Here is a 19,369-nt window from a genome sequence, read left to right as displayed (position 1 = left end):
GCTCTCCCATTCACCGCGTCGTACTTCCGAGCATGCTTAAGCAAAACTCACGTTGAATAGGCGATTCTATCCAGAGGATGTCAAAAATTTTCCATATCTTCCTGAATTGGGGGGACTTTTTTGGGTGTTTGATCACCGAAAGGGCGGGCGAGTGGTTCTCCGATAAAGACTCCTTGACCCGGCCACAACACACTTTGCCAATAGCTTTCGAGGAGAGTGCGTCCATCGAGATAGGCTTCCATCACCAGACTGGGATCAGAAAATTTTGCCGGAAAATTACAGGGTTCAACGACCGTACCGTAGCTTCCTGTCGCGCCAGCTTCTAACCAGCGTAGACTACTCATTTGTCCTGAGTTTTCATTGGTTAATTGTCCGCCAAAGGAGGTTAAATGATCGGCGATCGCCCCCGGTAAAAACGTCAAAGTATTGAGATCTTTTACCTTTGTTTTTCCCGTAAAGTAAAACATCACATCGTCTCGGTCGGCAATGCCATCCTGTTGCAACATATTGATCTGAAAGCGTGCACCCAGCAACTGTTGCGTAAAGGTAAATTTGGGGGCGCGGGCGTTGCGGGCTTTGTCGCTAGTACTCAATAGATAAGCTGCTTTTTCTGGATATGTGCCGTCAGCCATTACGCCACGGTCAATGAGGGCTTTTGCTTCAATAAAATTTTTTGCCGCGATCATCATCGTCGGACGCACCTGATAGTCACCATAGGGGCGAGTACTATCACGATTAAAAAATGGATTGGGTGCCGTTGCCTCACAACCGCTAGCGCAATATTTTTCGTCAAAACCGAAGGCGATCGCACTGGTAATAGACATGCAATCCACTCGATAGGGAGCCGCCCAAGTTAGGGCATAGCCTTGAATTTGCCCAGAGCTTTGGCGGTAAATCTGCCGCCGTAATCCAGAAAATGTTTCCCGGGATAATTTTTCTTGGTTCGTTTCAAATTCCACATAGATCATATTTTCCACTGGAATTTGCCGCTGAGTTTGGTAATATCGGCCAATTTGCACACTTAATGGGTCAGCCCGATTCACCACTACACCAAGGTTTTGGGCTGTAAAACGATAGTCATAACTATCAATTTCCTCCACCACAAACCATTGATAACTCAGCAAGACGGCCAAAATCAGTCCAATTAAGCTAAATCCCAAAAAATCTAGACGTAGATACTTCACTGTGCCCCAATATTTCTACTGTCAGGGCGGCGATCGCCCACCTGCTCCAACATAAAAGAACATTCAGCTATCTTGCACCAAAATCGGCAATTTCTTGATTCGTTGAGTCAGATAAAAAGGCGATCGCTCCCTATGACCCGAAAATAATCTCAGGCGATCGCCCAATACCCTAAAAAAAATCGATTTATGCCAATAGATATTCAGTATCAAAAAGGCAACTTTAGATAATCCTGCAAACTACTGCACCCCAAATCCCGCAGCACCGCATAACAATGCTTACAACAAGGACGCTGCAATCCTTCCTCTAATTGAATTTCCCAATCCTTACAGCTACACCGTAAACGCTCCGGCTCAATCACGACCGAGTAAACCTTTTCATAGGCAGCACTCTTGCAAGCATACAAAGTAGGCGTGATCCGACTCAGCAAAATTTCGCGACTCTGACGCTGGCGAAAATCCACAAAATCCCGCTGAAAATTTAACGGATCAATCGTATTAATTTTGCCATTTTTAAAATGTACCAACACCGCCCCATTCCGCCACAGAGACACCCGCTTAACACGCTTACTTGTAATCCGCTCCGCCGCACGCACAGAAAAAAAATAGCTATTACTCATCGGTATTTCACTTCCCGAAATATCAGCAGACAACACTAAAACAGCTTTAGCGCCACCTTTATTATAGTAAATATGAACTACTTTTGTGGCGAGAAAAGAAAAAAGTAGTAAAAACGAACTTATATAGTACAATTATACTGTTCAGATTTTCAGGTGTCACAGTTGACCATGTCTTGCAGCACTCTTGATCCGCTTCAGTACCCTCTCGATCTCAATCAGTCTTTAATTCCCCGTCCGTCTGAAACATTTTTTTTCACTGTAGCCGGAGATTCTGGCCAGTTTTTAGGGCTAGACGAAGGGGATTTACTGATCGTTGACCGCACTGTTGCCATTGGGCCAAATCAGATGGCGATCGCCATTTACGATGGACAGTTTTCATTAGTGCAGCTCATTGAAGAACACAAAGATCTCAGTGTTCGTCTCAGTGCCACATCAGTAAAGCTTTTAGAAGATATTGACTTGGATATTTGGGGAATCGTCACAGGTTTAGTACGCCATTTTTAAAATACCGTTTTAGAATGCCGTCATTACGTCACTAAATTCCTTCCCAAACATTCAAATAGATTTGCCACGGTGGGGCGATCGCCAATTCATCTCTAGTCTCTAGGGACGGCGATCGTCTTTTTTTCTCTGCTCCGACATCACAGAAATAGCGCAACAAAAATAGTCCCCTCGGCACTACGGAGGAGACTAAAAATCAATTTTGCATTTTAGAGCAGTCTTTACTTAATGTTTTTAACCATTGACATCTTCTGTAGGATCCTCTTGCTTACGCTTTGCCGCCATGCCAAAGACACCCGTCAGAACAGGCAAAAGAGCCGCAGGGGTCGGGACAGGTGTGGTATCTGGGTTGGTATAGGTTTCATTTCGGTAATAGAAACTAAGGTGAGATAAACCAGGACCCCCTTTTCCGTTACCTTTCACAATACCTTGGGTATTAAAAGTTCCACTTGTGGTTTCACCATCCCAAAGATAAGCACTGAAGCTTGGGCCACCTTTCACAGAGAAAAATAGATCACTGATAGTAGACAAATCGAAAGTCTCTTTAAATGCCCAAGAATAGCCGCCATCCTCTAACTCAGAAACTGTGACAATATTATTGGTGCCGGAAGAACCATCAATCTTTGTCAATTCTTTCCAGCCGGTGAGGTTAAATAACTCTGTACTCTCATTAATTTGGTTGGAGTCATTACCGTAAAAAACACCTTCACAAACCAAAGCCCCAGCATCAATGAGCGTTCCAGCAAAACTACCATCGTCGCACTTAGTGTCTGTATCAAAAAATTGGATTCCGGTAGCGGTGTCGTTGGAAGTGTGCTCGGTCTTCTGTTCTTTAGGCTTGCCTACACCGTCAGGTTTCCCTTTAGCTGAAGCTTCGAGATTAGGCGCAAGTACTATCCCAAAGGCGGCGATCGCCAACGTTGATAGCAGCCACGAACGATTAAATTTACCCTTTATTATCTTTGCCATTTCTATGATTTCAGTGTGATCTTAAATCCGTATTCAGTGTGGTTAGATGAATCCCGAGCTAGCAACTTTACTCAATACAGATTGCATTTAAGTAAAAAAAATGGGTCTAGTTGCTAATTGATTTGCTCCGATTGTAGCCCATGAAATAGTGGACATCTTCAGTGATTACACACAGAAAATAGCGAATTCCAGCATCTTATTTGTATCTTTATAAAAAAGACGATACAAGCTCACTTGAACTTTATCCATGCTTCATAAAACCGACAAAATGCTGAATATTTTAGTTTTGTCAGATCTACCCCAAAAAAACTTTTAATTTTAGGAAATATCCACTGAAATACTTATTTTGAAAATAGAGAAGAACACTACCTCTACAAAAAAACCGAAGCAGAAACCACTTCGGTAGTCATTAATTTAATTCAACCAAGACAAGCGAGACTTTTCTTGCTTTTTATCATCTTCTAATTGCACTTAACTTAGCCTTTGACACAAAGAACCTGCTTAAGAGTAGCCACAATTTCCACCAGATCATCCTGTTGCCGCATCACCTGCTCGATGGGCTTATATGCACCGGGAATCTCGTCAATCACGCCACGATCCTTGCGACATTCCACACCCTTTGTCTGTTCAACCAGATCATCAACAGTAAACTGCTTTTTGGCCTTAGTGCGGGACATCAGACGACCAGCACCGTGAGAACAAGAGCAGTAGCTCATGAGATTGCCTTTACCTTTGACAATAAACGACTTAGCACCCATAGAACCGGGAATAATCCCGTAATCATTTTGGCGAGCACGGACTGCGCCTTTGCGGGTGACATAGACATCTTCCTCAAAGTGGTTTTCTTTCTCAGCGTAATTGTGGTGACAGTTGACGAATAAAACAGGTTTTGTTGGTTTACCGCCAGCGAGGTGTTTTTCGACGATTTTTTTAAAGCGATCCATCATTACGTCGCGATTAAAACGAGCGTAATTTTGAGACCACTGTAGATCGCGCCAATAGGCATCAAATTCTGGTGTCCCTTTGACGAAATAAGCCAAGTCAGGATCTGGTAGTTTCGTTTCAGACAGGCGAGCAAGTTCTTTTGCTGTACCGATGTGGCACTGGGCTAGCTTGTTACCGATGTGACGGGAGCCGGAATGTAGCATCAACCAAACGTTTTCATTTTCGTCTAAACAAACTTCGATGAAATGGTTACCGCCACCAAGGGAACCCATTTGTTTAAGGGCTTTACCTTCAAGATTTTTAACGCCTTTATGGAGATCTTTAAAGCTATGCCAACCTTGCCAGTTGGTGACGGTTTTATCGACATCTTTGTTTTGATTAAATCCTACGGGAATCGCTGCCTCAATATCAGTACGAATTTTTTTAAGCTTGCCTTCTAGTTGTTCGGCTTTGAAGGGCAGTTGCATAGCGGCCATACCGCAACCAATATCCACACCAACAGCGGCGGGGATAACGGCATCTTTTGTGGCAATGACAGAACCCACTAAGGCTCCTTTACCAAGGTGAACGTCTGGCATCAGGGAAACGTGCTTGAAGACGAATGGTAGAGATGCCACGTTTTTTGCCATTTTCAATTCGGCAGAGGCGAGGTCATGGCCTGCCCAGGAGTAAACGGGCTTATCGGTTTTTGCGGGAATGGGTTGATATGTCATCGTCTTCTAGGCTTTCGTGCTACAAAAATACTACATTTGATTTTTAAGGATGTCAATAAAAAAGTTAGTTAATTAATTAATTAAGATGATTGCTTTTTTCGTGGGGACTGCGGGGACTGCATGGTAAGGGGCGATCGCCGCGATGTATAGAGCCGTAGCCCCATTAACCTGTCATCAAAGATCTGCCAGATTTAGCTTGACGACCCTAGGGCAATCAGTAACGATGATGGAGACTAAATACCAGAAATAATTACGAATCTGAGCATCGCATCTATATTGGTCACTAGCGAAACTCATACCTCCTTATGCTGAACAAAAACACCTTTTTTCTAGCTTTGCTAGTCTTTATCCCCATCTCAATTGCTGGGGAATATTTGGGATGGAATCCCGTTACTGTTTTCTGCACCGCAGCCCTAGCGATCATTCCCCTTGCTGCCTTTATGGGCGAAGCAACCGAAGAAATTGCCGTTGTCGTTGGCCCCAACCTCGGCGGATTACTCAATGCAACCTTTGGTAACGCAACTGAATTAATCCTGGCATTTATTGCCCTCAAGTCCGGTCTTGTAGAAGTTGTTAAAGCAACCATTACCGGCTCAATTATGAGTAACCTACTCCTTGTCATGGGTTTGGCTATGTTATTAGGCGGCCTAAAATTTAAAGAGCAAGACTTCCAGCCCACCGCCGCGCGCCTTAATGCATCGTCCATGAACCTTGCCGTTATCGCAATTTTGATTCCAACAGCAGTAGAATATACCTCCACCGGTATTGGCGAAGCGACCTTACAAAATCTTTCTGTAGCAGTGGCGATCGTCCTCATCGGCGTTTATGGTTTGACATTACTTTTTTCCATGAAAACCCACTCATACCTCTACGATGTTGGTGTGGCTGAAGTTGAAGAAGAAGGTGACACGGCAGAAGAAACAAAAGAAAAAGTCAACCTTTGGTTTTGGGTTGGTATCTTACTCGTTGTAACCCTTGCCGTAGCAGTGGAATCAGAACTACTAGTTGGAACCCTCGAAGAAGCCACTTCCAGTCTGGGCTTGAGTTCCCTCTTTACCGGTGTAATTTTATTGCCCATTATTGGTAACGCAGCTGAACATGCAACAGCGGTTACTGTGGCGCTAAAAAACAAAATGGATTTATCTGTATCTGTAGCAGTTGGTTCTAGTTTGCAAATTGCGTTATTTGTCGCACCCGTCCTCGTGATTGCAGGCTGGGTTATGGGTCAGCCGATGGATCTGAATTTCAATCCCTTTGAACTTGTGGCAGTCGCTGTCGCTGTTTTAATTGCCAACTCTATTAGCTCGGATGGCAACTCGAACTGGCTTGAGGGCAGTTTATTACTCGCAACCTATGCAGTGCTGAGCTTAGCTTTTTTCTTCCACCCGGAAGTGGCAGGCTTAGCTTAACTTTATTGGTTTAATTTTCACGCACAAATACTTCGGCTTGATTTCATTTCAGGCTTTACAATCCTTTTGCTTATGGTGAGCAAGGGGATTTTTTTTATAGGTATTTCGAGTAAGGCTTAAGGATGCTTTTTTATAGTCTTAGTGGACAAGATTGGTAAGGGTTGAACAGTCTAAACCCTTACAGGATAAGGCTTTAAAGTCTATCATCTGTCTTAACTTTGATGGCTTTAATGATATAAAATGACGATATTGTGTGAGAAAATTGCCAATAAAAGAAGGTGGATACATCACTGTACTCACCTCCGGCCTGAATATAAAAAGTTTTAAACAGATTATTTTTTAAGAAGCAGTTTTGTTGGTCTGGATATAGAGGATCAACAAGAAAACTGTCGGCACAAGAACAAATAGAATCGTTGCAATAAAGCCAAGATCATTTACTTGCATTGAAAAATCGCCTCTCTCGGAGCTAAATCAAGTTACATCAAGAATATCATTTATGGCTCATTTGGGTTGTCTAAATCGGCGACTAGGCCAAATAACCAGCCATTCGATAGAGTACTGTCCCTTAATGAGTTTTTGGGTGGAGTCTATTTCTTTTTGCGCTTGGGTTTTGTTTTGACGACGACTTTGCCATTCACAACTGTCTGGCAGGCAAGGCGGTAATTGTCGGGGCGTTTTTTGAGGCGACGTTCTTCGAAGGCGCTCTTTGGTGATAGGTTTTCCATTCCCTCGATGACTTCGACCATACAGGTAGCACATTGACCAACGCCACCGCAGTTCATTAGCTTTGCACCGAAGGTGTACAAATCTACGCCATTTTGTAGTGCCTTTTCCCTAAGGTTGGAGCCGTTGGATGCGATGACAATTTTGTTTTCTTCGTTTTCCTGTACAAAGGTGATGTCTGACATGAATTCTCCCATTAGAACGCTGGTCGCAATTTTATTTTAACAAAGTAAAGTTTTTATAAGAAATTTTGCAAGCTCTGTTCTAAGTTTAGGGGGGAATGGCCAGTTTTCTCTGAACAAAGCGGGTATGATTGTTTTCCAGAGTGGATTGTCAACCTTTTTTGCTGCAATTTTCATGGAAGAACTGTTATACATCGAAGTCCCTACGCCCCAAATTGAGAAGGTTTGTGAATGGCTACAGAATGCATGGCAGCCAACTGATGGTGACAAAGTGATGACGCCTGATGGTGTTGTGTTGGATATTGGGGGTAAGCGGTTATCGATTTTTACTTGGTCGGTACAGCGAACGACTTATCTCAAGGTTTTTGCTTGGGGCGATCGCCCGTCTGGTGTAAAAAATCTTTGTCGGCAGTTAGAGCAAGATATTCGCGTCGTCTTTCCAAATCGTTATCCTGCGCCACCGGAGCTGATCGAGGATCAATCAATTTTCGAGGTGTTGCAAGCTGATTATCCCAAGACTGTTGAATATTTCCAGAAATTTCCCCAGGGAGAATTTGACCTCCAGCGTGCCTATTGGTGGGAAAAGCGGTGGCGTGAAACGGTAAAAAATCCGCAGGAACCGAAGCGGGTCATTTTTGAGCAGGCTAGTGAACCGGATGATCGTTTGCCAAGTTTTGATCTGGTTTATGTTGGTGGGGCGCTAGGGGTGATCCATGCAGCTGTGATGGCACGGCTGGGCTATAAGGTTTTATTGATTGAGCGGTTGCCTTTTGGGCGGATGAATCGGGAGTGGAATATTTCCCGTAGTGAGCTGCAAAGTCTGATTAATCTCGGTTTATTTGATGAAGCTGAAATTGAAGAGCTGATTGCCCGGGAATATAAAAATGGCTTTAGTAAGTTTTTTGATGGTAATAATCCTCCAAGTCTCAAGGCAAATATTCTTTACACTCCCACGGTTCTTAATGTGGCGATCGCCTCGGAATTGCTCCTAGAAAAATGCGGCGAAAAACTATTAGCAGCGGGCGGTGAAATTTGGGATGAAACAGAATTTGTGCGTGCTGATATTGGCGCGAAACAAGCTAAAGTTTTCACGAAAAATATCAAGTCTGGCGCAGAAAAAATTGCCCAATCTCGTCTTGTAATGGATGCGATGGGCACAGCGTCACCAATTGCAGCACAGCTGAATAAAGGTCGCCCTTTTGATAGCATTTGTCCGACAGTGGGCGGAGTCATTAAAGGTTTTGATAAAGAGGTATGGGACGCGGATTATGGCGATGTGCTCAATTCCCATGGCGATATTTCCCGGGGCAGACAGCTGATTTGGGAACTGTTTCCTGGTAAGGACGATGAGTTCACTATCTATTTATTTCACTACCATGAAGCACATCCTGATAATCCTGGTTCTCTCTTGGAAATGTACGAGGATTTCTTTAATATTTTGCCGGAGTACCGTCGTTGCGACATGGATGAGCTGACCTTTGAAAAGGCGACTTTTGGCTATATTCCCGGTTATTTTAATGTCGGATCCGGCGATCGCACGGTGGCTTTTGATCGGCTGTTGGCGATCGGTGATGCCGCTTCTTTGCAATCTCCCCTCGTCTTTACAGGTTTTGGTTCACTAGTGCGTAATCTCGACCGCCTGACCACACTTCTAGACATTGCCCTAAAACAAGACCTACTCGACACCAAAAACCTCAATAAAATTCGAGCCTACCAAAGCAATATCGCCGTCACTTGGCTATTTTCGAAGGGGATGATGGTGCCGACCCATAGCAATTTGCCGCCCCAACGCGTTAATGCGATGCTCAATACCTTCTTTGGGCTATTGGCCGATTCCCCCCCAGAAATTGCCGAGACCTTTATTAAAGACCGCACCAGTTGGCTCGTGTTTAATAAATTGGCGATCGTCGCGGCGCGTCAAAACCCATTACTGCTCACATGGATTTGGGAAATGGCCGGTGCAAAAGACTTTATTCGTTGGGTTGGCGCTTATCTCGCGTTCACTTTTGATGCGATTTTGAGCTTTTTAATTATGGGTTGGTTACCGCAATTTCTCGATAATTCCCAAGATTGGCTAGAGAAAAAATACCCTAGTCTTTGGTTAACATTGTTGAGTCTGAGATACCGCCTGCAAACAGGTACGTAAATAACATGGATAACTATAACTTGGGTTTCATTGATGACGATATGATCTTTGAACATGTCAAAAAGACAGTCCAAAAATATAGATTTTCTATAAGCCTCAAAGAATTCAACAAAAATTTAATTGATCCAATTAAGTTGACTTTCGATGCCGAAATTTACGGAAAAAGTATCGAAGATATTATCTTGACGGAATGTATGAGGCAGATTGATAAATCCAACTCAAACCATATTGGCTATTTTCATCAGAATTTATTTCAGCATATTTCTCCAGATTGGGAAGTTCCTAAGCAAGGCTTCGATGTTGTTAACAAAAAGAAATGTATATTTGCGGAGATTAAAAATAAGCATAATACAATGAATTCATCTTCATCTCAAAAAACATATATGAGAATGCAAGCTCAACTCCTTAAAAATAATCAATCACTGTGTTTTTTAGTAGAAGTTATTGCTAAAAATAGCCAAAATGTTCCTTGGATTATCTCTTTGGATGGACAGCAGACCCAACATCCTAATATTTGCCGTGTATCGATAGATCAGTTTTATACAATAGTGACAGGGGACGCAATGGCATATCAGAAGCTCTGTGCTAATTTGCCACGTATTATTCACGACGCTGTAGTAAGTCTTGATATTCTCAATGCCATTACAAACACTGTTTTAGAAGAGTTATCTGATATTTCCGATGATTTTTTGACTAGCTTATATATGATGGCATTTGAGAAATATCAAGGTTTCGACAGCTTCCATATTAAGCCCGAATAAAACTTTGATTTCATTGAAAACTTGTTCTTCTAAATTTGTGAATAAAACGTTCCATAATCCAGTCTATGAATATTATTCAGCAGCACAAGTAGCTGATATTTTAGGGATTTCAAAATGCACTTTGAGCAAATGGCATCGTAGTGGAAAACTGATCCCAGATCAGTATGAAAGCCAACGTAAAGGAATGCCTCAGTATCATATTGAACATTTAAAATATTTTGATGTTTTTCAGCAGCTTTTAAGTAGTCAATGGAACCAAGAATTAGCAATTAAACCCTGTCGGGCATATCAATCAGTAGAGCTTTTTGCTGGTGCTGGAGGATTAGCAATTGGTTTGGAGAAAGCTGGATTTAATGGAATACTTTTTAATGAAATTGATAAAAATGCTTGTAAAACTCTCAGACATAATCGACCAAGCTGGAATGTTATTGAGGATGATATTTCTCAAGTTGATTTCTTCGATTATAAAAACAAAGTTGATATCCTTTCTGGAGGTTTTCCTTGTCAAGCGTTTTCCTATGCAGGTAAGAAATTAGGATTTGAAGATACCAGAGGAACCTTGTTTTTTGAGTTTGCACGAGCTGTGCGTGAAATAAATCCTAAAATTTTTCTTGCTGAAAACGTTGCTGGTCTTCTCAAGCATGATGATGGTAAGACTTTATCTACAATTAAAAATGTTATTCAAGAGTTAGGTTACGAACTTATAGAACCACGTGTATTGAAAGCTATTTTCTACAAAGTACCGCAAAAGCGAGAAAGGTTATTCCTCATTGCTATACGTAAAGATTTAGGCTCTGTTACCCAGTTTAAATGGCCAGATCCTTACTACAAATTAATGACTGTGAGGGATGCACTAAAGGGTGGCTCTCTCTACTCTAGTGAAGTTTCTGAGTCCGTAGGACAAACTTATTCTCAACGTAAAGCAGAAATTTTGTCCCATGTTCCAGAAGGTGGTTATTGGCGAGATTTACCGGATCATTTACAGCGTGAGTATATGAAAAAAAGCTATTTTTTAGGTGGTGGTAAAACAGGTATAGCAAGAAGATTGGCGTGGGATGAACCAAGTTTGACCTTGACTTGTGCACCAGCTCAAAAGCAAACGGAAAGGTGTCATCCACAAGAAACTCGACCGCTTACCGTTCGTGAATATGCAAGAATCCAAACTTTTCCTGATGAGTGGAAATTTATTGGTTCAATCTCTTCTCAGTATCGACAAATCGGGAATGCGGTGCCTGTTAATTTAGCTTATGCTGTTGGGCGATCACTTGTCAGATTATTGAATGAAATTGAACATCCAGTTAGTATGCAGACATTGTCGGAACAGAAAAATTCTGCGAAAACAAAAACACCTACATGTAAACAATTAGAGCTAACTTTCTAAAACTCTACTTAGGGTGATCAGTCTTCATCATTAGAGAGTTGCAGCTTGGATGCCATGACATGAAATTTGGGTAACCCACAAATCTAGATCAGGGCTATTAAGCTCGGTGGAGACAGATGTTTTGAGTTGATTGGCCTGTTCAACGGACTCGCAAATGGCAAAGACGCTTGGCCCAGAACCGGACATCATTGTGCCGATCGCCCCATGTTTAGCGAAGCAATCTCTTAAGGTTTGAACTTGAGGAAATGCGGGTAAAACAACTTTTTCTAAATCGTTGTGGAGTTCGGCGGCGATCGCCTGGATATTTTTAGTTTGAATTGCTTGAATTAGGCCACCGGAATGGATTTGTGTCATCCGATCTTGCCAGCTTTCGTCATCACGGAGATAGCCATCCTCAAATTGGGCACGGTAGGTCTGATAGGCCCAAGGAGTTGAAACGGCGATATTGCTATATTTGGCGAGGACAATGGGAATGCCATCGAGATCCGGTAATGGGTCAAGGATTTCACCGCGTCCTGTGGCGATCGCCGTGCCACCGCCAATACAAAATGGCACATCGGAACCCAGCTCCGCCGCCAAGATACGCAAGTCCGGTTGAGTAAGACCCAGCTGCCAGAGTAGATTTAAGCCCACCAAAACTGCTGCGCCATTACCCGACCCGCCAGCCAAGCCTGCGGCCACTGGAATATTTTTCTCAATCGTAATATCAACGCCGCCAAATTCTTCATAGGCATGGGGAAAACGCGCCATCATTAACTGCGCTGCGCGGTAGGCAATGTTGCGTTCGTCTAGGGGTACTAGGGGCTGTTTGCAATAGAGGTTGATGCCCTTGCCACGGTGGGAACTGACTTCAATGCGATCGCTCAAGGCAATTGTTTGCATCACCATCACTAGCTCATGGAAACCATCAGGGCGATCGCCCAAAATTTCGAGGTAGAGATTAATCTTCGCAGGAGCAGTCAAAAGGTAGCCGGACATCACACATCACCAAGCAGTAAACCGCCCACCATTATCCGTTTTTGCCCCTCATTTGGGAACGCTTCTCAGCAATTATTCTTCGTCAAGAAAAAAGCACCCCGCAGGATGCTTTAAAAACTCAATCTTATTTTTGGAGTCAAGAGGGGATTACATCATTCCCATGCCGGGCATTCCCATGCCGCCCATACCGGGCATGCCGCCGCCCATGCCGCCCATGCCACCCATGTCGGGTGCAGCAGCTTCAGGTTCAGGCTTTTCGACAACAAGCGCTTCAGTTGTAATCACCATTCCGGCAATAGAACCAGCATTCTGGAGTACAGAACGAACAACCTTAGCAGGGTCAATAATACCCGCCGCAATCATATCGACATACTCACCAGTTGCAGCGTTAAAGCCGATGTTCATATCACTTTCACGAACATGCTCAACAACAACGGAACCTTCCGCACCGGCATTATCCGCAAGTTGGCGGAGGGGCGCTTCGAGGGCACGGGCAACAATACTCACACCGAGTTTTTCCTCAGCATCAGTGAGAGAGGCTTCAACGCTTGCGAGCTTGCCAGCAAGGTGAATGAGAGTAGTACCGCCGCCGGGAACGATACCTTCGTCCACGGCTGCCTTAGTTGCATTAAGCGCATCTTCAATGCGGAGTTTGCGATCTTTCAGTTCGGTCTCTGTTGCTGCACCAACTTTGATTACCGCAACACCACCAGCGAGCTTCGCAATACGCTCTTGGAGTTTCTCAGCATCGTACTCAGAGTCAGTCTCAGCCAACTGCTTACGGATTTGCACCACGCGAGCGTCGATATCGCTCTTAGAGCCGCCGCCGGAAACAACAGTAGTCGTTTCTTTTGTGAGGGTAATCTTTTCAGCGGAACCGAGCATTTCCAGCTCAACGGTTTCGAGGTTTAGACCGACTTCCTCGGAAATGACGCGGCCACCGGTAAGAACTGCAATATCTTGAAGCATTTGCTTACGGCGATCGCCGAAGCTAGGTGCTTTAATTGCCGCAGCATTAAGCACACCACGAGCTTTGTTCACAACAAGAGTTGCGAGAGCTTCACCTTCGATGTCCTCTGCAATGATTAGGAGAGGCTGGCTGGAACGGGCAACCTTTTCGAGGACAGGGACGAGGTCGGCGATCGCCGAGATTTTCTTGTCAGTGATGAGGATGAGGGGGTTTTCAAACTCAACAATTTGACGCTCTTGGTCAGTGACGAAATAGGGAGACATGTAGCCACGGTCGAGCTGCATACCTTCGACAACATCAAGCTCTGTTGCGAGGGACTTAGACTCTTCAACGGTAATCACACCGTCTTTAGTCACTTTCTCCATCGCCTGGGAAATCATGTTGCCGACTTCATCGTCGTTGCCCGCAGATACCGCCGCAACCTGGGCGATCGCCTCACCTTCCACAGGCTTAGCAATATTGGCAATCTCTTCGACGAGGAATTTCACCGCAGCATCAATACCACGACGGAGGGCGATGGGATTCGCACCAGCCGTAACATTTTTGAGACCTTCATGGATCAAAGCCTGAGCCATTACAGTCGCAGTCGTTGTACCATCACCCGCACTGTCATTTGTCTTTGCCGCGACTTCACGGATGAGACGAGCACCAGTATTTTTGAGGGGATCTGAAAGCTCGATTTCCTTCGCGACAGTAATACCGTCATTAACAATTTGGGGAGCGCCGTAAGACTTCTCCAGTAATACGTTACGACCCTTAGGACCTAATGTAATTTTGACGGCATCAGCGAGCGCATTAATACCCGCTTCGAGAGACCGTCTGGATTCGTCCTTAAAAGAGACAATCTTAGACATAAAATTTCTGAGTTATAGGAGTTAACTTCACTAGCAAATTTAGCACTCAAAGGGGGCGACTGCTAATTGTTGTCTTGTAGGAATTCCCGAACCTCCTTCGGGGTGATTTTTGTCGAGTGTTTGGTCAGGATTGATGTTTTTTTGGGCGGTTATCTAGGTCATGGGACTATCCGATGTACACCACGGGGGGAAGTAGTCCTCTAAAACGACATAAACTAGAAATACTTACTTGCTCAAATTGTCGATGACTAAAGCTGCTGAACTTCCTTCTTTACAAGTGGTGTGCGATCGCCTCAATAATTCGCCGGAAGAGCATCATTTTGTGATTTGGGCAGCGGCAACGCCTTTTGTGCGGGGTGTTGAGAAGGAAGATGTGCTGTGGGATGAAGAGTTGAGTAGCGTCTGGCTGGCGTGGCAGGAGATTTTTACGCCCCACCAAACGCCCCATTATCCCATTACAAGGGCAATCAAACCGGTGGCGTTATTGCCTGGGTCAGAAATGTCTATGAGTGCGCGCTTGATGCAGGGGCTCGGTGTGCAGATGTGGCAATGGCTGTTTCAAAAGGCGATCGCCGAAAGTTTTGCGCGAGCTGAGGGCATAGCGTTAGGGCAAAAATCGTCGTTACGGTTGCGATTAGACATGCGCGATCCGAATTTGTTGCCGTTGCCTTGGGAGATTATGCAGCCAGAAATGGGGAAGCAAGCTGTGTCTCTCAATCCGCAGATTTTTTTCAGTCGCACAATCGGTGATGTTTCTCCTTTGCAACTGCAAACCACTGGGCGATCGCTAAATATTTTGTTGGTTTTGGGTACGCCGGAAAATGGGAATACAAGTCTAGATTTAGAAAATGAAGCGAAGCGGTTACAGGCTATTTGGCAGAAGAAAAGTTTTGGGAAAGTGCAGGGCGACATCCTCATTCAACCCACCTCAACGGAACTGGCTGACGCTCTCACGAAAAGAAATTATCAGCTCTTTTTTTATAGTGGTCACGGTGAACCGGCAGCGGATGGCGGCAAAATTTTCCTGAGTGAAACTGAAGCTCTCAACGGCAAAGAACTCGCCCAAATCTTGACTCGCAGCGGGATTCGCTTGGCTGTATTTAACTCTTGTTGGGGGGCAAAATGTTTCCAGCAAAATCATCGGGCGATCGCCGCCAGTAGCCTAACTGAAGTATTAATTCACCATGGATTACCGTCGGTTTTAGCGATGCGCGACCCCATTAGCGACGATGAGGCAATGGCCTTGATCACCAGCCTCAGTCAAGCTCTCTGTGACCACAAACCCATAGACGAATCCGTGGCGATCGCCCGCCAAGCCCTATTGACGCAATTTAAGTTCAATTCTCCTGCTTGGACATTGCCCATTCTCTACATGCACCCAGAATTTAACGGGCAAATCCTCTCAAAATTGTCCTCTATTACCGAGTTACCCACACGTTTACCCAAACCCATTGCCACCCAAAAATTCACCCTGAGTTCTTGCGATAATCCTGATCGGGAATGGAAATTTAGCAGTAAATTAATTCGTATTGGTCGTCGCTCAGAGAATGATGTCACCATTGAAGAACCTTGGGTCAGTAAAGAACATGCCGAGATTATCCAACGCGATGAAGGCTTTTTTCTCCGCGATCGCTCCCGTTTTGGTACATTAGTTGGTCTGCCGAATCAAGACTGGCAAACCATTCACCAAGAAGAGATTTTTTTGCCGTCCAATAGTTACATTCGACTCGGTAGCGAACAAGGCGAAACCTTAGCATTTTCCTTTAATTCAAATCGCGATGAATCCTCATCGATCAATAATTCTGATTTAAATATCTAAGCCTGCAGCGGCGATCGCCTGCTTCTCTACAAAAAAAGACCCCTACAACAACCGATAAAAGTTGGTGTAGAGGTAAAGCAACAACAATGAACACTTGCATAAATCCCTAAGCTAATTTTTTATTTAGCCAGTAGAGGCAAAAACTTAGGAATTTTCTGCAACGATATCCGGCCACTTCTCATCCGCATCAGCGATAAAACCGGGAATATCCTTTTCCCAACGTCTCTGCACTCCCGCATCAAAGTTTAGATAGAGACGACCATCGACAATACTCCAAGCCGTCGGATCAATATCTGCCACATAGCCTTGAGCCGCTGCCCAGGCACAGTAACCACCATATTGCGGCGCATATTCCTCTGGATTGGCACTAAAGAGATCCCTATTTTCAGCGCTAGCGAAATGCCATGTCGCACCATTCCACTCGTAGGCAAACTCTTCCGACCCTTCAACCACCTGACTTTCCGTAAAGTAAGCCACCGGATCAGTGCCTTTGATGGCTACATCATTTTGTTTGTTAATAAAGCTGGCAACAGCGTCTGTGCTTGACTCGGTTGTCGTTTCGTCTGCTGTTGTCGTAGCGCTGGTTGTTTCAGGAGTCGTTGTTTCAGAAGTCGTCGTTTCAGAGGTTGTGCTGACTTCATTTTGGGTGGCAGTGGTGCAACCGCCCAAGATTCCCATGGTTAAAAGAACGCCGAGAACCACTGTTTTTTTCGGAGAGATTTTCATAGCAGCAGCAAAAAAAAGGATATATCTAAAGGAAATGACATTGAAACAAAATCAATTTGCCTAGTAGTTGGTGGCAATCATTAACGACCAGAAATGCGAGGCCAGTTGAGATTTGCCTTAGAAATATGACCGGGGATATCGCGTTCCCAGCGGCGTTGAATACCTTGGCTGACATTTAAATAGAGTTTGCCGTCGACAATTTTCCAAGCGTTAGGATTGATATCAGCGGTGTAGCCTTCACTAATAGCCCATGCGCAGTAGCCACCATACTGAGGTGCGTATTTTGTGGGGTTAGAAGCAAAAAGATTACGGTTAGCGGCGCTGGAGAAATGCCAAGTTGCGCCGTTCCAACGGTGGGTGAAGCTTGCACTGCCTCTTACGGGTTTACCCTGAGTGAAGTAAGCAACAGGATCTGTGCCTTTAATGGCGACACCGTTAGATTGTTTGTTGATAAATGTGGTGTTATTGCTATTGAGCTTGTTGGCACGGACGACTTTGTCGGCTTTAGCGGCAACGATTTCGTGGGTAGGCGCGGGTTTGCTGTCTACTTGGTGGGAAAATCCGGCGATCGCCCCCAAACTTAAAACAGCAGCGAGGGAAAGAGATTTAAGAGCAGAAATTTGCATGGTGTGAGGAGAAATGAACTTCAACAATTTCATTATGGAAACCAAAACCATTACTCCCCTAAGCCTTTCCTGAGAGTTCCGTAAGAAATTTTCGAGTTTAGCTGAAAAAATTATACGAGTTTGCTTATTTCAGCTCGCCAGACTTTTTCGGGTCGTTAAATTTCGCCTTGGCTTGTACATAAATCTCTTCGTCTATCACCGTGGCTCCCATCTCCTGCGCCAGTTTTTCGATCTTCTTTTTGGCGAAAGGTCTTACGAAAAAAGGGATTTTCTTAAATAAAGTCTTCGCGTCGTCAGTCCATTCCATTGTTTTGCTCCAATCTAATCACGAAATTATTTGATACTGTACCGAGTTTTTGAGTAAAAATGCCCAACCAAAATACTTGATTTTCGGATTTAACCGCGTTGTTGAATGGTTTTAACCAAGTCGTTAAAAGGTTGCCAATTATCTTCTGCCACAATCGGTTCCCAAATCGCTTCAATCACCGGGCGTAATAATGCTGTCTTTGGGTTGGTCTGGGTGAGGCGATCGCCCACCGTCTCAAAATCACTTGCAGAAATCGTTTGCAAAGCCCCTTGATAAAGCTTGCGCCATTTCTCTAGAACTGCTGAGGATAAATCACTATTTTCCAAAATCGTTTCGGGGTGCGATCGCCATGCATGGTTAAACTGCGCCGCTAGCTGATAGAAAAAGTCGTGGTAAGCCGTTTGGGTTTCTGCGAGAAGCTTAATCGTGACATCTAAAAGTTCTTGACCCTGTTCTGCCGGGAGAGATTCAAAGCCTAATTTTTTCAGCATCAGTTCACGATAGGCATATTCATATTCCTTGTCATAAGCGGCAAGACCTGCTGCCAAATCTTGCTTATCCATCACCATCGCGAGGGGACGCTGCAACACTTCGAGATTTATACGACAAATCGTGGGCTGGTTGGCATAGCTATAACGACCGCTGTAATCAAAATAGGCCGCCGTAAACTTGCGGTCATAGGTGGGAATAAAAGCGTAAGGACCATAATCAAAACTTTCCCCCGTAATCGCCATATTGTCGGTATTCAGCACCGCATGGCAAAAACCAGCCGCCATCCACTGCGCTGCCAGCCGTGCCACCCGTTTCACCAAGTCTGCGTAAAATAATGCCTTGGCATCAGCATCCCCAAAATATTCCGGATAGTAATATTCAATAACGTGGTCTAAAAGTTTCTCAATCAGCTCTGGCTTTTGCAAAAAATAGAGCCGCTCAAATGTGCCAAAGCGAATGTGCGATCGCTGGAACCGCACCATTACCGAAGAGCGCGTCGGGGAAGGTTCATCACCCCGCCACAAAGATTCTCCCGTTTCAATTAAGCTCACACAGCGAGACGTATTTACGCCCAACTGATGTAAAGCTTCCGCCGCCAAAACTTCCCGCACACCGCCTTTTAGGGTTAATCTGCCGTCGGCATTACGAGAATAGGGAGTCCGACCCGAACCTTTCGTGCCGAAATCATAAAGAAGTCCGTCCGGCGATCGCACCTGACCGAGGAGGAAACCGCGACCATCCCCTAAATCCGGATTGTATTCGCCAAATTGATAGCCGTGGTAGCGCATCGCCCGCAAAGCATGGGGCACTCGAAATTGACCAAATACCTCAATAAAATCTTGATCTTCAACTTGATTTACCTCAAGCCCTAACTGTTCCAAAACCTGATCATTGCGAAACCGTAAATCGTAGCGCGGAAAACTTGCCCCCTCCACCACATCAGAATACTCATCACCAAGACTGGCAAAAGCATTTTCGTAGGGGAGACAGGCCAGCGGATTTTGAGTTAGCTCACTAAGGGGAGGCATTCACTTAAAATTTGAAGAGTCAAATTCGCACAAAAGAT

General features: G+C 44.6%; 19 protein-coding genes. 6 read left to right on the top strand and 13 right to left on the bottom strand.

Annotated elements, in window-relative coordinates:
• Positions 1-80 precede the first annotated feature (80 nt).
• Positions 81-1,184 carry a TIGR03790 family protein gene (locus NIES208_RS08820; protein ID WP_075891828.1) on the bottom strand — a complete coding sequence of 368 codons (1,104 nt, stop codon included), beginning with the start codon at positions 1,182-1,184 and terminating at the stop codon, positions 81-83.
• Between the two features lie 206 nt (positions 1,185-1,390).
• Positions 1,391-1,801, bottom strand: coding sequence for an SWIM zinc finger family protein (locus NIES208_RS08815; RefSeq protein ID WP_075891826.1), 411 nt, complete (start codon positions 1,799-1,801; stop codon positions 1,391-1,393).
• 168 nt (positions 1,802-1,969) lie between these two features.
• Here NIES208_RS08815 and NIES208_RS08810 point away from each other — a divergent pair, with 168 nt between their 5' ends.
• Positions 1,970-2,305, top strand: a complete 336-nt coding sequence (locus tag NIES208_RS08810) for a LexA family protein (RefSeq protein ID WP_075891824.1) — start codon at positions 1,970-1,972, stop codon at positions 2,303-2,305.
• Between the two features lie 31 nt (positions 2,306-2,336).
• On the opposite strand, the gene NIES208_RS19660 is transcribed toward NIES208_RS08810, so the two are convergent.
• From NIES208_RS19660 to NIES208_RS08800, 3 genes are all read right to left on the bottom strand, one after another.
• A complete protein-coding gene (locus tag NIES208_RS19660; RefSeq protein ID WP_282956367.1) occupies positions 2,337-2,462 on the bottom strand; it encodes a hypothetical protein in 126 nt (41 codons plus the stop codon).
• Between the two features lie 74 nt (positions 2,463-2,536).
• Positions 2,537-3,271 carry a PTPA-CTERM sorting domain-containing protein gene (locus NIES208_RS08805; RefSeq protein WP_075891822.1) on the bottom strand — a complete coding sequence of 245 codons (735 nt, stop codon included), beginning with the start codon at positions 3,269-3,271 and terminating at the stop codon, positions 2,537-2,539.
• 476 nt (positions 3,272-3,747) lie between these two features.
• On the bottom strand, positions 3,748-4,929 hold the full coding sequence (locus NIES208_RS08800) for an RtcB family protein (RefSeq protein WP_075891820.1): 1,182 nt from the start codon (positions 4,927-4,929) through the stop codon (positions 3,748-3,750).
• 305 nt (positions 4,930-5,234) lie between these two features.
• Here NIES208_RS08800 and cax point away from each other — a divergent pair, with 305 nt between their 5' ends.
• Positions 5,235-6,338 (top strand): calcium/proton exchanger, encoded by a 1,104-nt coding sequence (gene cax, locus NIES208_RS08795; RefSeq protein ID WP_075891818.1) that lies wholly within the window; start codon positions 5,235-5,237, stop codon positions 6,336-6,338.
• Between the two features lie 339 nt (positions 6,339-6,677).
• Here the strand turns inward: cax and psbM are convergent, their stop codons facing one another.
• Together psbM and NIES208_RS08785 are read right to left on the bottom strand one after the other, a co-directional pair.
• Entirely contained in the window at positions 6,678-6,782 is a 105-nt protein-coding gene (gene psbM, locus NIES208_RS08790; protein WP_012307751.1) for a photosystem II reaction center protein PsbM, read from the bottom strand.
• Positions 6,783-6,925: 143 nt separating this feature from the next.
• Positions 6,926-7,246, bottom strand: a complete 321-nt coding sequence (locus NIES208_RS08785; protein ID WP_075891816.1) for a 2Fe-2S iron-sulfur cluster-binding protein — start codon at positions 7,244-7,246, stop codon at positions 6,926-6,928.
• Positions 7,247-7,418: 172 nt separating this feature from the next.
• Between NIES208_RS08785 and NIES208_RS08780 the strand changes: the two genes are divergently transcribed.
• From NIES208_RS08780 to dcm, 3 genes are read left to right on the top strand one after another with little or no spacing between them, the layout of a single operon-like run.
• A complete protein-coding gene (locus NIES208_RS08780; RefSeq protein WP_075891838.1) occupies positions 7,419-9,389 on the top strand; it encodes an NAD(P)/FAD-dependent oxidoreductase in 1,971 nt (656 codons plus the stop codon).
• A 5-nt stretch (positions 9,390-9,394) separates the two neighbouring features.
• Complete coding sequence (locus NIES208_RS08775; protein ID WP_075891814.1) at positions 9,395-10,150, top strand: Eco47II family restriction endonuclease; 756 nt, start codon at positions 9,395-9,397, stop codon at positions 10,148-10,150.
• Between the two features lie 37 nt (positions 10,151-10,187).
• A complete protein-coding gene (gene dcm / locus NIES208_RS08770) occupies positions 10,188-11,531 on the top strand; it encodes a DNA cytosine methyltransferase (RefSeq protein ID WP_075891812.1) in 1,344 nt (447 codons plus the stop codon).
• Between the two features lie 30 nt (positions 11,532-11,561).
• Here dcm and ispE read toward each other — a convergent pair whose 3' ends face one another.
• Complete coding sequence (ispE, locus tag NIES208_RS08765) at positions 11,562-12,509, bottom strand: 4-(cytidine 5'-diphospho)-2-C-methyl-D-erythritol kinase (RefSeq protein WP_075891810.1); 948 nt, start codon at positions 12,507-12,509, stop codon at positions 11,562-11,564.
• A 147-nt stretch (positions 12,510-12,656) separates the two neighbouring features.
• A complete protein-coding gene (gene groL / locus NIES208_RS08760; protein ID WP_075891808.1) occupies positions 12,657-14,333 on the bottom strand; it encodes a chaperonin GroEL in 1,677 nt (558 codons plus the stop codon).
• Between the two features lie 244 nt (positions 14,334-14,577).
• Between groL and NIES208_RS08755 the strand changes: the two genes are divergently transcribed.
• Positions 14,578-16,152: a CHAT domain-containing protein gene (locus tag NIES208_RS08755; RefSeq protein ID WP_075891806.1), complete on the top strand. Its 1,575-nt coding sequence runs from the start codon at positions 14,578-14,580 to the stop codon at positions 16,150-16,152.
• A gap of 144 nt (positions 16,153-16,296) precedes the next feature.
• Here the strand turns inward: NIES208_RS08755 and NIES208_RS08750 are convergent, their stop codons facing one another.
• The 4 genes from NIES208_RS08750 to NIES208_RS08735 form a co-directional block, all read right to left on the bottom strand.
• Positions 16,297-16,878, bottom strand: coding sequence for a YHS domain-containing (seleno)protein (locus NIES208_RS08750; protein ID WP_075891804.1), 582 nt, complete (start codon positions 16,876-16,878; stop codon positions 16,297-16,299).
• Positions 16,879-16,958: 80 nt separating this feature from the next.
• A complete protein-coding gene (locus tag NIES208_RS08745; RefSeq protein WP_075891802.1) occupies positions 16,959-17,504 on the bottom strand; it encodes a YHS domain-containing (seleno)protein in 546 nt (181 codons plus the stop codon).
• A gap of 124 nt (positions 17,505-17,628) precedes the next feature.
• Positions 17,629-17,811, bottom strand: a complete 183-nt coding sequence (locus NIES208_RS08740; protein ID WP_075891800.1) for a PCP reductase family protein — start codon at positions 17,809-17,811, stop codon at positions 17,629-17,631.
• Between the two features lie 89 nt (positions 17,812-17,900).
• A complete protein-coding gene (locus tag NIES208_RS08735; protein ID WP_075891798.1) occupies positions 17,901-19,331 on the bottom strand; it encodes a protein adenylyltransferase SelO in 1,431 nt (476 codons plus the stop codon).
• Between the last annotated feature and the right edge of the window lie 38 nt (positions 19,332-19,369).

It is taken from the genome of [Limnothrix rosea] IAM M-220, from assembly GCF_001904615.1.
Lineage (GTDB): Bacteria > Cyanobacteriota > Cyanobacteriia > Cyanobacteriales > MRBY01 > MRBY01.
Note: the sequence above shows the minus strand (reverse complement) of the source record. Positions and strands in the feature narration are given on the sequence as shown.